This is a genomic window from uncultured Luteimonas sp., assembly GCF_947492465.1.
GTDB lineage: Bacteria > Pseudomonadota > Gammaproteobacteria > Xanthomonadales > Xanthomonadaceae > Luteimonas.
Map to the genome: position 1 here is coordinate 199,024 of NZ_CANLNF010000005.1, position 12,606 is coordinate 211,629.

The following is a 12,606-nucleotide window of genomic DNA, read 5'->3' on the forward strand; positions in this document are numbered from 1 at the left end:
TGAGCTCCGGTTCTGGCAGGAAGTGATGGCGGACAGCGGGCACACGTCCGACGCAGATCGCGCCGGACGCGTGGCTTGCTCACGGTCGAATCAGCTCGACGATGTCATTGACCTTGGGCTTTCCGGAGATCACTTCAGCCTCTGCGTAGTGGTCGTCGAACAGCCCGGTGATGCGCACCTGACCGACGGCTTCCCGGCGAAAGCGCGGCCCGATATCCCGGGGACCGCGGTTACGGCGCTTGTGCCGGATCACATCCAGCACCTGGTCGACCTGGGCTCCGTCGGCCTTGCCGACGCAGACCACCAGTGTGTCGTCCTGCGTCTCCAGAACCTGGCCGCGCATCAACACGTTGTGGCGGAACCCGCCTTCGCTCGCGGAAGCAGCCCCCGGCAGTGCGAAGGAGAAGGCAAAGGCGCCCGCCAGCGCCAGCGCGGCGAACCAGCGATTGGGATTGGTGCGTGGGCCAGCAAAACAGGCGGCATGTGTGACGTTGTTCATTGTGTGGACTCCTTGAATGGATGTGAGGCGAAACAGCGAGACTGCGAGAGCACAAAGGGATGGAACACGACGGTCGGCCTTCATCGGACTTCCCCCGCCGATCGGACAGGACCGCGCCGGCGTCGCGGTATGAAGGCCGGCACCTCCTGCATGTAGCTCACGTAGTCCTCGCCGAAGCGGCTCAGGCAATCTCTCTCCTCACGACGCGCGAGGCGGGCATAGGCCCACACCAGCACCGGATAGCTGGCGAGCGTGAGCAGCGTGGGCCACTGCAGGAGGAAACCAGTCAGTACGAGTACGAAGGCGACGTACTGCGGGTGACGCATGCGTGCATACACGCCCTCCCGGGCAAGCCGACCCTCACGCTGTGCCCGATACAGCACGGGCCAGGCTGCCGACAGGAGCCAGAACCCGCCGCCGATCAGGATGAAACTCGCCAGGTGGAATGGACCGAAATGCGGATTGGCGCGCCAGCCGAACCACATCTCCAGCAGATGGCCGGCGTCGTGGCTGAGCCAGTTGACCTGCGGATAGTTGGCGCTGAGCCACCCGCCCAAGACGTACAGCGTCAGCGGGAAGCCATACATTTCCGCGAACAGGGCCACGACGAAGGCGGAGAACATACCGAACCCACGCCAGTCCCAACGGGTCAGCGGTTTGTAGAAGCTCCAGGCGAAGAAGATGAAGAACGCGGCGTTGATGGCGGCGAGGAGCCAAAGACCGTAGCCGGAGTCAGGTGCGTGCATGTCGGTGTCCTTCGTTCGAGGTGTCGGACGTTTCGTCGTTCCATGCCCGGTTCCGACGGCTCTGATGGTGGCCATGGGGTGGGTCGTCGGCATTGCCGTCGCGCCCATGACTTCCGTCGCCTCCATGACCGCCATGCCCTTTGTGCATGAACACATGCATCAAGGGACACAGCAGCAAGATGGCCAGCGGCAGCCAGCGGAGCGTCCCCGCAAGGTGGGCGCGGTGCTCGACGCCGAGATAGAACAGGGCCAGCGCCAGGAAGATCCAGAAGACCCAACGTCGGGACCCTGAGGTGGCAGGACCAGGAACAGTCATGGCAAGTTCTCCTGAGTGGGGCGGCGTCCAAGGAGTCGCCCCGGGGTGGACCTGACGAATCCGCCGCCCTCAGCGGCGGCAACGGATTCGATCAATGCGCAGACATCGTCGCCAGTCGGGATGGAGTCCGGCAGCGAAGTCCAGGCGTGGACGGCATGCTCCATCCGCCCGTGCATGGCCAGCAGGTTGTCCAGTTGCTGGCGGGTGTCTTCGAGTCTGCGTCGGATGATGTCGCGCACCAGCGGGCAGGGACTCCTTCGCAGAACACTGTGGCGGACGATTTCCTCGATCTCCGCCAGCGTGAAGCCGAGCTGTTGGGCGGTGCGAATGAAGCGCAGGCGCTGGAGCTCCGAAGCCGAGAACAGCTGGTAGCCGCTCTCGGTGTGCCTCGCCGCCTGCAGCAGGCCGCGCCGCAGATAGTTGCGCACCACATGCACCGTGACGTCGCCCTGTCGGGCCAGCTGGCGGACCGTCATCAGCGGCGGCGCGACTTCGTCTTTGGCCGTCATTGGCGTACTCCCGGCAAGGTGTTGATCAGGCTAGACCTGTGTCTCGCACGCAGGTCAAGCCGCCCTGGGGCGGACGGAGCCAGTAACGCGTGACCTCGCCGCGAACGGACGGATGTTCTCGTCCGTACGTGCGCGGACAATCCGTTCTTACTTGCGTTGAACGTGCGCCACATCACGGCACTTCAACGGTCAGCGCGGCGGATGCCGGCGCCTTCCTGGCCAGCTGCCGCTGCTTGATCAACGAGTACAGCGCCGGGATCACGACCAGGGTCAGCACCGTGGACGACACCATTCCGCCCACCATCGGCGCGGCGATGCGGCGCATGACCTCGGAGCCGGTGCCGCTGCTCCACATGATCGGCAGCAGGCCCGCCATGATCGCGACCACGGTCATCATCTTCGGGCGTACGCGGTCGACCGCGCCTTCGATGATGGCCTCGCGCAGGTCCCGTGCATCCAACGCCCGGCCTTCGGCCTGCCTCTGCGTGGCACGCGCTTCAAGTGCGTGGTCGAGGTAGATCAGCATCACCACGCCGGTTTCCGCGGCGACGCCGGCCAGCGCGATGAAGCCCACGATCACCGCGACGCTGGTGTTGTAGTCGAGCATCCACATCAGCCAGATGCCACCGACCAGTGCGAAGGGCACCGACAGCATCACGATCAGCGACTCGGTGACACGGCGGAAGTTGAGGTACAGCAGCAGGAAAATCAGCGCCAGCGTCACCGGAACGACGACACGCATCTTCTCCGCGGCACGTTGCATGTATTCGTACTGTCCACTCCAGGTCACGTAGTAGCCAGGCGGGAACTGCACCTGCTCGGTGACCGCTTCCTGCGCAGCCTTCACGTAGCGGCCGAGATCGCTCTCGCGGGTATCGACGTAGATGTAAGCCGCCAGCATCGCGTTCTCGGTGCGGATGCTCGGCGCCCCCTTCCTGACCTCGATCTGCGCCAGTTCGCCGAGCGGCACCTGGGCGCCGCCGGGGACCGGCACCAGGACCTGGCTGCCGATCCGGTGCGGATCGTCGCGCAGCTCGCGCGGGTAGCGCACGATCGCGCTGAAGCGCTCGCGGCCCTGGAGGATGGTGGTGACGATCTCGCCGCCAAGCGCGGCCGCCACCACGTCCTGCACCTCGCCCAGGGTCACGCCGTACTGGGCCAGGCGCCCCAGGTCGGGGGTGATGTCGAGGTAGTAGGCGCCGGTCAGGCGCTCGGCGAACGCGCTGGTCGTCCCCGGCACCTCACGCACCACCGCTTCGATCTCGGTGGCCAGCGCGTCCAGTTGCTCCAGGTTGCTGCCGAAGAGCTTGATGCCCACGGGCGTGCGGATGCCGGTGGCCAGCATGTCGGTGCGGGCCTTGATCGGCATCGTCCAGGAGTTGGCGACGCCCGGGAACTTCAGCGCCTCGTCCATCTCGGCGATGAGCTTGTCGGTGGTCATGCCCTCACGCCACTCGTCCTCGGGCTTGAGGTTGATGACGGTCTCGAACATCTCCAGCGGCGCCGGGTCGGTGGCGGTCAGGGCGCGACCCGCCTTGCCGAACACCGACTCCACTTCCGGGAAGCCCTTGATGATCCGGTCCTGCTGCTGCAGCAGCTCCGATGCCTTGGTCACCGACATGCCGGGAAGCGACGCGGGCATGTACAGCAGCGTGCCTTCGTTGAGCGTGGGCATGAACTCGCTGCCCAGGCGCGATGCAGGCCACAGGCTGGCAAACAGGGCGACCAGCGCGAACATGACTGTGGCCATGCGGTGCCGCAGAACGACGTTGATCACCGGCCGATAGGCCGCAACCAGGAACCGGTTCACCGGATTCTTGTGCTCGGGCACGATCTTGCCGCGCACGAACAGCAGCATGAGTACCGGTACCAGCGTGATCGACAACAGCGCGCCACCGGCCATCGCGAAGGTCTTGGTGAATGCCAGCGGCTTGAACAGGCGACCTTCCTGAGCCTCCAGGGCGAACACGGGCAGGAACGAGACGGTGATGATCATCAGGCTGAAGAACAGCGCCGGCCCGACCTCGCGGCAGGCGTCGATGATCAGCTGGGTCCGGCTGCGGGAGCCATCGTCGCGCTCGATGTGCTTGTGCGCGTTCTCGATCATCACGATCGCCGCGTCGACCATCACGCCGATCGAGATCGCGATGCCGCCCAGGCTCATGATGTTCGAGTTCATGCCCAGCATGCGCATCGCGATCACCGCGATCAGCACGCCCACGGGCAGCATGACGATCGCCACCAGCGCGCTGCGCGCATGGAACAGGAACACCAGGCACACCAGCGCGACGATCAGGCTCTCCTCGAGCAGCGTCGTGCGCAGCGTCTTGATCGCACGCACGATGAGGTCGGAGCGGTCGTAGACCGCCTGGACGCTGACGCCTTCGGGCAGGCCTCGCGCAAGTTCCGCGATCTTGTCCTTCACCCCGCCGATCACGGCCAGGGCGTTTTCGCCGAAGCGCGCAATGACGATCCCGCCCACAACGTCGCCTTCGCCGTCCAGGTCGGCGATGCCACGGCGCTCATCGGGTACCAGTTCGACCCGGGCGACGTCGCCGATCAGCACCGGTGCGCCCCCTTCGGCGCGCAGAACCAGGCTCTCGATATCCTCGATACCGCGCAGGTAGCCGCGGCCCCGCACCATGTACTCGGTCTCGGCCATCTCGATCACGCGGCCGCCGACGTCGCGGTTGCTCTCGGCGATCACCTCGGACACGCGTGAAATCGGGATGTCGAACTCGCGCAGCCGGACCGGATCGACGGTGATCGAGTACTGGCGCACGAAGCCGCCGACGCTGGCGACCTCGGCCACGCCGGGCGCGGTGGTGAGCTGGTAACGCAGGTACCAGTCCTGCATCGCGCGCAGCTCGTCCAGCGAGTGGCGGTCGCTCTGCAGCACGTACTGGTAGACCCAGCCCACGCCGGACGCGTCGGGTCCCAGTGCCGGTGCCACGCCAGCCGGCAGGTTTTTCGACGCGACGTTGAGGTTCTCGAGCACGCGCGAGCGCGCCCAGTACAGGTCCGTGCCTTCTTCGAAGATGACGTAGATGAAGGAGGCGCCGAAGAACGAGAAGCCGCGGACGTCCTTCGACTTCGGCGTCGCGAGCAGGGCGCTGGTCAGCGGATAGGTGACCTGGTCCTCGACCACCTGGGGCGCCTGCCCCGGGTACTCCGTGAACACGATCACCTGCACGTCCGACAGATCCGGTTGTGCGTCCAGCGGCGTGTTCATCAGTGCGTAGATGCCACCGGCGACAATCGCCAGCGCCATCACCAGCACCAGGAAGACGTTGCGCACCGACCATTCAATGAGACGGCCAAGCATGTCAGTGCCCCTCGTGGCTGGTGGCGGGAGCAGGTGTGCCGTGGTCGTTCATCGTTCCATGGTCGCCATGGCTGTCATGGCCGTCGGACGCGCCAGGATCGCTGGCGGCAGCCGGTGGATCTCCCGATGTCGCCGGTATGGCATGGCCTGCGTGGGGATCAGCGACCTCGTCAACATGACCTGCGTGCGGATCGACGGCGTCCTCACCGTGCCCGGCGTGTGGATCCTCAGTGGTGCCCGAAGGCGCGCCGTGTCCTGCATGACCCTCAAGCCCCTGGAGTGCCGACTGCAGGTTGCTTTCGGCGTCGATCAGGAAGTTGGCGGAGACCACGACCTGTTCGCCTTCGGCGATCCCGTCGAGCACTTCGATGCGATCGCCGCCACGGCGACCCAGGGTGACGTCGCGCGGTGCGAACCGGCCGGGGCCGGTCTCGACCAGCACCACCTGGCGCGTGCCGCTGTCGAGCACGGCCGAGCGCGGAACGGTCAGGACCGGTCCAGCACCCGGCTCCTCCAGCACCACCGTCCCGTAGAGCCCCGGCCGGAGGTCGCCGTCGGGGTTGGGCAGGGCGATGCGCACATCCACGGTGCGCGTCATCGCATCGATGACGGGCTGCACGAAGGTGACCTCGCCCTCGGCCACCTGGCCCGGCAGGGCCACGGTTTCAAAGCGTGCGGGCTGGCCGGGCTGGATGCCCGCGGCCTGCGCCGCCGGGACCTTCGCGATCACCCACACCGTCGACAGGTCCGCCAGGCGCAGGATGGTTTCGCCGGGCTCGAAGCGTGCGCCCTGGACCACCGGCTTCTCGATCACGACCCCGTCCGCGGGCGCGGTGAGCACCAGCCCCGTCTTGCCGAGTTGCGCGTCGCTGATTTCCCAGTTGCGCAGGCGGGTGCGTGCGGCATCGCGCAGGCGGGTCATCGATGCCGCGCTCGCGGGATCGGACCCGGCCAACCTGCGGGCGGTCTCGTCGGCCAGCCGGTATTCCTGCTGCGCCGCCGCCAACTGTGGGCTGTAGACGGAGAGCAGCGGCTGCCCGGCGCGGACGCGCATGCCGGTCTGGTTCGCGTACAGCCGCTCCACCCAGCCTTCAAAGCGGGGCGCGATCGCGTACTGCCGGGTCTCGTCGACCTCGACCGTGCCGCTGGTGCGCACGGTGGCGGACATGGCTCCTCGCTTGACCGCCTCGGTGCGCACGCCCAGCGCCTGCACCTTGTCCGGGGGCAGCACCACCGTACCCGGCGCCGCCGGCGGGGCGTCGTCGGCATAGACCGGGACGTAGTCCATGCCCATCGAATCCTTCTTCGGCACCGGCGACGTGTCCGCCAGGCCCATCGGATTGCGGTAATAGAGCACCTTGCGTTCCGCGGCCGCTGCCTCGGCGGACGTGGCTGCGGTGGGCGAATCGTTCGTGGCGCGGCCCGCCATCCAGCCGACGGCGAGTGCGGCGAGTGCGACGCCGATGGCGAGCGACAGGGTCTGGACACGGGTCATCGGATCTCTCCTTCGATGGCGCGCACGGCGGCGGCGCCCAACAGTTCGTCACGCAGTGCATCGACCCGTGCGAGGTCGGCGCCCTGCCATTCATTGAGTGCTTCCAGCAGCGTCCCGAAGTCGACTTCGCCGACCTGGTAGCTGGCCAGTGCGGACTGCCAGGTGGCGTCGGCCTGCGGCATCAGCGTGTTCTCGACCAGCGCGCGGCGCTCGCGTGCGCTGGTCCACTGCGACCAGGCGGCGGCGCCGCGTTCCTCGACGGCCCGCAGCGTGGCGTCCCGGCGGGCCAGCGCCGCGTCTTCGAGCAGGCGCGATTCGCGCTCGCGTTCGCGACGCGCGCGCTGCTGGAACGGGATCTCGACCTCGAGCATCAGCTCGGTGCTTTCGATGCCGTTGCCGTACTGCATCGCACCCACGCCCACGGTGATGTCGGGAAAGCGGTTGCGACGCTGCAGTACCACGTTCGTGCGCGCGGCCTCGGCGCGGGCCTGCTGCGAGCGCACCGCGGGGTGCGCATTTGCGTCATCCAGTGCCTCGGTGAGCGAGGCGCTGTGGACGACGAGGCGCGGCGCCTCATCGGGAGTCGCCAGCGGTGCATCGGAACGGCGTCCCAGCACCGCGTTCAACATGGCGGCTGCCTCCTGCTTGGTCGCGATGCGTTCGATCCGCTCGCGCTGCAGGCTGGTCTGCTCAACCTGGGCGCGGATGGCATCCTGCTGCGCGGCGCGGCCCAGCGCGTAGCGCACGCCGGCCATTTCTTCGACCTGGCGGAGCAGGGCGATGCGGCGATCGAGCACGGCCACGGCCTGGTCGGCGTGCCAGTAGCGTGCGTAGGCCGCCTCGGCATCGGACAGCAGGTCGCGCGCCGTGGCGATGCGGTCGAGTCCGGCCGCGATCGCATCCTGGCTGGCCGAGGTCCGCGCCAGGCCGCGCTTGCCCCAGAGCGGGAAGCGCTGGCGCAGCGCGTAGTTCACCTCGCGCTCGGCACCGGCGGTGCGCCAGGGCTTGTCCGGATCGAGGCCGCGGAATCCAACCGAGGCCATCGGATCGGGCAGGGCACCTGCGGGAAGGATCCTCGCTTCGGCGGCCTGGGTTTCGAAGTCCATGGCCCGCAGCTCGGGGTTGTGTTCCAGAACCCAGGTGCGGATCGACTCGAGGCTGTGCCCCGGGATGGGTTCGGTGGCGGTCGCGGGCAGCGCCAGCGTCCACAAGCCGCCGGCGAACACGCAGGCAAGCAGGTGCCGGAGCAGTGGCCGACGGCGGAACAGCGGGTAAGGGTGCAGGCGCCTGGCCTGCATCGGGTCGAACAGGGATGCCATATCAGTGTCCTTGGGCCGACGCGACGCAGGTCGCTCGGACGAGGGCAGGAACACATGCCGTGACGCAGCCACGGCGCGAACGCACAGGACCGCGCCGCACAGTTGTGCGGGCGGGTCAGCGTTCGGGCATCAGATCAGCAGGAGAGCCGCGGGATGGGCGGTGGGCCGGTGCCAGGCGGCCCTGGGGGGCGATTCCACCCAGCTGGGCGTGACCCCTGGGCCGGCATCGGCGACCTCGGCCACGACGAACCAGGAGACCCACGCTCCGACAAACAGCGGCGGGACCGGTGGGATGCGCCCACTGTCGGCCGAAATACCCCCCTCGCTGCAGTGCGCGGCACACACCGCCCTGTCCGCCGAGGGAAGCTCCGCGTCGCAGCCGTGGCCGTGGTCGTGGGGGGTATCCGCGCCGGCCGCGACTGCGGCGGCGGGTGTGCCCGGAAGATCCAGGCAGCCGCCATGGCTGGCCAGCGCGAGCTGAGACCAGAGCAATGCCGCCATCGCGAGGAGGGCGGTGCGCTGGAACCAGCTACGGTGACGACGGCGGATCATGGCTTGAGGTTACCTTTTGCTCGGTCAGATGCAACTGATCCAGATCAATCCCCCGGGCAGATCGGGTGACTGGACCGGTATGGCCGCTTTCGGTGTCGCCGAAACCGGAGCCGACCCGGCCAGGCGAAGCGCGCGGGCCACAACCGACACCTAGCTCAGTCTCATGGCGAGCGCCGCAACCATCGGGCTCAGCGGGATCCCCGAGCGCGAGTAGCGCGCGCCGGCGGCGGCCGGAACCAGCTTCAGGCTGATCGCTCGTCCGGGTACCCAGCCTCACTGAGCGCTGAGAGGAACGCGCCCCCGTCCATGTCGCTATCGACCCTCACCTGACGCGTCGGTGGGTCGGTTTCGATGCGGGCTTGGGGGTCCACACTGAGCAGTGCCTTCTTGACGGACTTGGCGCAGCCGCCGCATGTCATGTTTGGAATGTGGAAACGAAGCATCTTGATCTCCTGATCGACTGTGGTGTCGGATCAATATGGGGTTTGACAGCGTGGCAAGGTCAATCGGCTATCAGCAGAATGTTTGCAAGCTGCTCACGGCTGGCCGACAACGGCGCCGAGAACTCTTGCGAATGCACGTCCGACCACGAATGAGTCATCTGACGCCGCGGTTACGCGAGGAGGCGGGCGTGTCGGCCCCAAACCGAGGCGTCCTATGTGGACCCTGCGAACGCGACTCCGCCGCTGTTGGCTCGGCCAGATCCGCAAGGATCGGGCATTCCGGTCGGTCATCCCCGTGGCAGTGGTCGGCCAGATGCTCGAGCGTTTGCACCATCGCCTGCAGCTCGGCGATTCTCGTCTTCAGTCCGGCGGCATGGGAAAGCGCCATCGCCTTGACGTCGGCGCTTGCGCGGTCACGGTCGCGCCACAAGACCAGCAGTTCTGCGATCTGTTCGACAGAGAAGCCAAGGTCTCGTGCGCGACGGATAAAGCGAAGGCTATAAGCGTCAGGCGTGCTGTAGTGTCGGTAGCCGGCCTCAGAGCGCGCAGCTTTGGGGATCAAGCCGATCTGTTCGTAGTAGCGGATCATCTTCGCCGACACGCCTGAAAACTTGGCTGCTTCACCGATATTCATCATTCTCTTTTCCTGGTCACCCAAGGATGCTTGGTTCGACACGCTAGGCCGGCGTCCGCCACATCGATCCTGTCTTGGTGTTCAGTCAGGCGGCACCGTGTCTTGGGATCAATGTTCGATTGCCTGGCGCGGATTGGGCAATGCCGCCCCGCTCTGGGGCATCCCCGTACGGGTTTCGATCGTTATGGGAGCCTGGAAGCGCTTGAGCCGGAGCGCGTTGCCGAGCACGAAGACACTGGAGAGGGCCATCGCGGCCGCAGCGAAGATCGGTGAAAGCAACATGCCGTTCACCGGGTAAAGCGCACCCGCCGCGACCGGGATCAGCAGGGCGTTATAGGCAAAAGCCCAGAACAGGTTCTGCTTGATGTTGCGGATCGTCGCTCGGCTGAGCGCGATGGCATTCGTCACGCCGCGCAGGTCGCCCGACATCAGCACCACGTCGGCGGCCTCGATCGCCACATCGGTTCCCGTGCCGATGGCGAGCCCGACGTCCGCTTCGGCCAGCGCCGGCGCGTCGTTGATGCCGTCGCCCACGAAGGCGACCCGCGCGCCATTGGTCCGGAACTTCTTCAGCGCCGCGACCTTGCCGTCGGGCAAGACCTCGGCCGCGACTTCATCGATGCCGAGCTGCCTGGCGATCGCCGCGGCCGTCGCGGCATTGTCGCCGGTGATCATCGCGACCTTGAGTCCCAGCGCATGCAACGCCTTGATCGCCTCGGGCGTGGTCTCCCTGATCGGGTCGGCCACCGCGATCACCGCCGCCAGCCGGCCGTCGATCGCGGCATAGAGCGGACTCTTGCCTTGGTCGCCGAGACGCTGGGCGACAGGCAGGAAGTCCGACACATCGATACCGATCTGCGTCATGAATCGGTCCGCGCCGACGGCGACGGTGCGACCGGCGACCTTGGCCGACACGCCGAAACCCGGCGTGGCCTCGAAGCCCCCGACGGGTGCGAGCGTGATGTCCCGCTGCTTGGAGGCGTCGACGATCGCTTCTGCGATCGGGTGCTCGGAGCGGGTCTCGACCGCGGCGACAAACGCCAGGACTTCGTTGTATTCGAAGCCTTCGGCAGGCACCAGGTCGGTCAGCTCCGGGCGCCCCTTGGTCAGCGTGCCGGTCTTGTCGAGCGCGATGACACTCACATCGCGCAGCGCCTGCAAGGCCTCGCCCTTGCGGAAGAGAACGCCGAGCTCGGCCGCGCGGCCCGTCCCGACCATGATCGAGGTCGGCGTGGCCAGCCCCATGGCACAGGGACAGGCGATGATGAGCACCGCGACCGCATTGACGAGCGCGAAGGACAGCGCGGGCTCCGGTCCGAAGGCCAGCCAAACAAGGAAGGTCAGCGCGGCCCCGGCCATCACTGCCGGGACGAACCACATGGTGACCTTGTCGACCAGCGCCTGGATCGGCAGCTTGGAACCCTGCGCTTCCTCGACCAGGCGGATGATCTGCGCGAGCACCGTGTTCGCGCCGATCCTCGTCACGCGGAAACTGAAAGCGCCGGTCTTGTTGATCGTGCCTCCGACGACATCGGCGCCCACCCCCTTCGATACGGGGACCGGCTCGCCGGTGATCATGCTCTCGTCGACATAGGAGGCGCCCTCGACGACCTCGCCGTCCACCGGAATCTTCTCGCCCGGACGAACCAGCACGACGTCACCGGTCGCCACCTGATCGAGCGGAATTTCGACCGTATCGCCGTTGCGCTCGACGCGCGCGGTCTTGGCCTGGAGTCCGACCAAGCGCTTGATCGCCTGTGAGGTTCGCCCCTTGGCGCGCGCCTCCAGCGAGCGCCCGAGCAGGATCAGGGTCACGATGACCACGGCGGCCTCGAAATAGACGTTGGCGGTGCCCGGGGGCAGCACGTCGGGGACGAAGGTCGCGACGACTGAATAGCCGTACGCGGCCGCCGTGCCAACCGCGACCAGTGAATTCATGTCGGGGGCAGCGCGCAACAACGCTGGTACGCCCTTGCGGAAGAAGCGTAGCCCCGGACCAAACAGCACGAGGGTGGCGAGCGCGAACTGGATATACCAGTTCGTCTGCTGACCCAGGACCCCCATCACCCAATGATGCATGGCGGGAATCAGGTGGGACCCCATCTCGAGGATGAAGACTGGCAAGGTGAGGACGGCGGCAATGGTCAAAGCCCGCCGCAGCCCCCGTGCCTCGCTCTCACGACGCTCGGCGTCATGATCGCCTGCACTTGCCGTATCGACGGACAAGCGGCGGGACTTGTAACCCGCCTGTTCGACCGCCGCTTCAAGGTCCGCCGTGGAAACGACCCCGGCAAGGTGGCGCACCCGCGCGCGCTCGGTCGCCAGGTTGACGTTGGCTTCGAGCACGCCCGGGATCTGTGCGAGCGCCTTTTCGACCCGGCCCACGCACGACGCGCAGGTCATGTCCTCGATCGCGAGCTCGGTGGTCTCTTCGCGCACCGTGTAGCCGGCACTCTCGATGGCGCGAACCGCAGCCCGCGGATCGGCCAGGCCAAAGAAGGTGAGGTCGGCACGTTCGGTGGCGAGATTGACCGCGGCCGCCTGCACTCCGGGGACCGCGTTCAGCGCCCGCTCGACGCGGCCAACGCAGGAGGCACAGGTCATGCCCTCGACTGGCAGGCTCAGGCGGGAGACGGCGGAGCTGGGTGGATTGGCGACCGGTCGGGTGGCGACGAAAGTCATGGAACTATCCCTGGAATATGCGCGGGAAGCCCAGCTTAAAGATTCCCACGATGGCAAGGTCAAGGCCCGGCAGCTCGGCAGGTCGC

Annotated in this window: 11 protein-coding genes; all 11 read right to left on the bottom strand. The window is 67.1% G+C overall.

Translation table 11 applies throughout. The features are described 5' to 3' along the window. Nucleotides 1-79: 79 nt before the first annotated feature. Nucleotides 80-499 (bottom strand): hypothetical protein, encoded by a 420-nt coding sequence (locus tag Q0863_RS13150; protein WP_024867875.1) that lies wholly within the window; start codon nt 497-499, stop codon nt 80-82. A gap of 80 nt (nt 500-579) precedes the next feature. Next, the gene (locus tag Q0863_RS13155; RefSeq protein WP_024889943.1) at nt 580-1,245 is read right to left on the bottom strand and encodes an isoprenylcysteine carboxylmethyltransferase family protein; all 666 of its coding nucleotides are present in this window, start codon (nt 1,243-1,245) and stop codon (nt 580-582) included. Then, complete coding sequence (locus tag Q0863_RS13160) at nt 1,232-1,561, bottom strand: DUF2933 domain-containing protein (protein WP_081759952.1); 330 nt, start codon at nt 1,559-1,561, stop codon at nt 1,232-1,234. Before Q0863_RS13160 ends, Q0863_RS13155 begins: the two co-directional genes overlap by 14 nt. Continuing rightward, nucleotides 1,558-2,070, bottom strand: coding sequence for a MerR family transcriptional regulator (locus Q0863_RS13165; protein WP_200911324.1), 513 nt, complete (start codon nt 2,068-2,070; stop codon nt 1,558-1,560). Before Q0863_RS13165 ends, Q0863_RS13160 begins: the two co-directional genes overlap by 4 nt. A 172-nt stretch (nt 2,071-2,242) precedes the next feature. Then, the gene (locus Q0863_RS13170) at nt 2,243-5,395 is read right to left on the bottom strand and encodes a CusA/CzcA family heavy metal efflux RND transporter (RefSeq protein WP_298578852.1); all 3,153 of its coding nucleotides are present in this window, start codon (nt 5,393-5,395) and stop codon (nt 2,243-2,245) included. A 1-nt stretch (nt 5,396) separates the two neighbouring features. Further along, complete coding sequence (locus Q0863_RS13175; protein ID WP_298578854.1) at nt 5,397-6,890, bottom strand: efflux RND transporter periplasmic adaptor subunit; 1,494 nt, start codon at nt 6,888-6,890, stop codon at nt 5,397-5,399. Then, nucleotides 6,887-8,209 carry a TolC family protein gene (locus tag Q0863_RS13180; RefSeq protein WP_298578856.1) on the bottom strand — a complete coding sequence of 441 codons (1,323 nt, stop codon included), beginning with the start codon at nt 8,207-8,209 and terminating at the stop codon, nt 6,887-6,889. Before Q0863_RS13180 ends, Q0863_RS13175 begins: the two co-directional genes overlap by 4 nt. A gap of 129 nt (nt 8,210-8,338) precedes the next feature. After that, entirely contained in the window at nt 8,339-8,761 is a 423-nt protein-coding gene (locus tag Q0863_RS13185; protein WP_133321320.1) for a hypothetical protein, read from the bottom strand. Nucleotides 8,762-9,003: 242 nt separating this feature from the next. Further along, entirely contained in the window at nt 9,004-9,204 is a 201-nt protein-coding gene (locus Q0863_RS13190; RefSeq protein ID WP_100322961.1) for a heavy-metal-associated domain-containing protein, read from the bottom strand. A 154-nt stretch (nt 9,205-9,358) separates the two neighbouring features. Further along, nucleotides 9,359-9,838 carry a Cu(I)-responsive transcriptional regulator gene (cueR, locus tag Q0863_RS13195; RefSeq protein ID WP_133321319.1) on the bottom strand — a complete coding sequence of 160 codons (480 nt, stop codon included), beginning with the start codon at nt 9,836-9,838 and terminating at the stop codon, nt 9,359-9,361. 108 nt (nt 9,839-9,946) lie between these two features. Further along, a complete protein-coding gene (locus tag Q0863_RS13200; protein ID WP_232142281.1) occupies nt 9,947-12,520 on the bottom strand; it encodes a heavy metal translocating P-type ATPase in 2,574 nt (857 codons plus the stop codon). Nucleotides 12,521-12,606 lie beyond the last annotated feature (86 nt).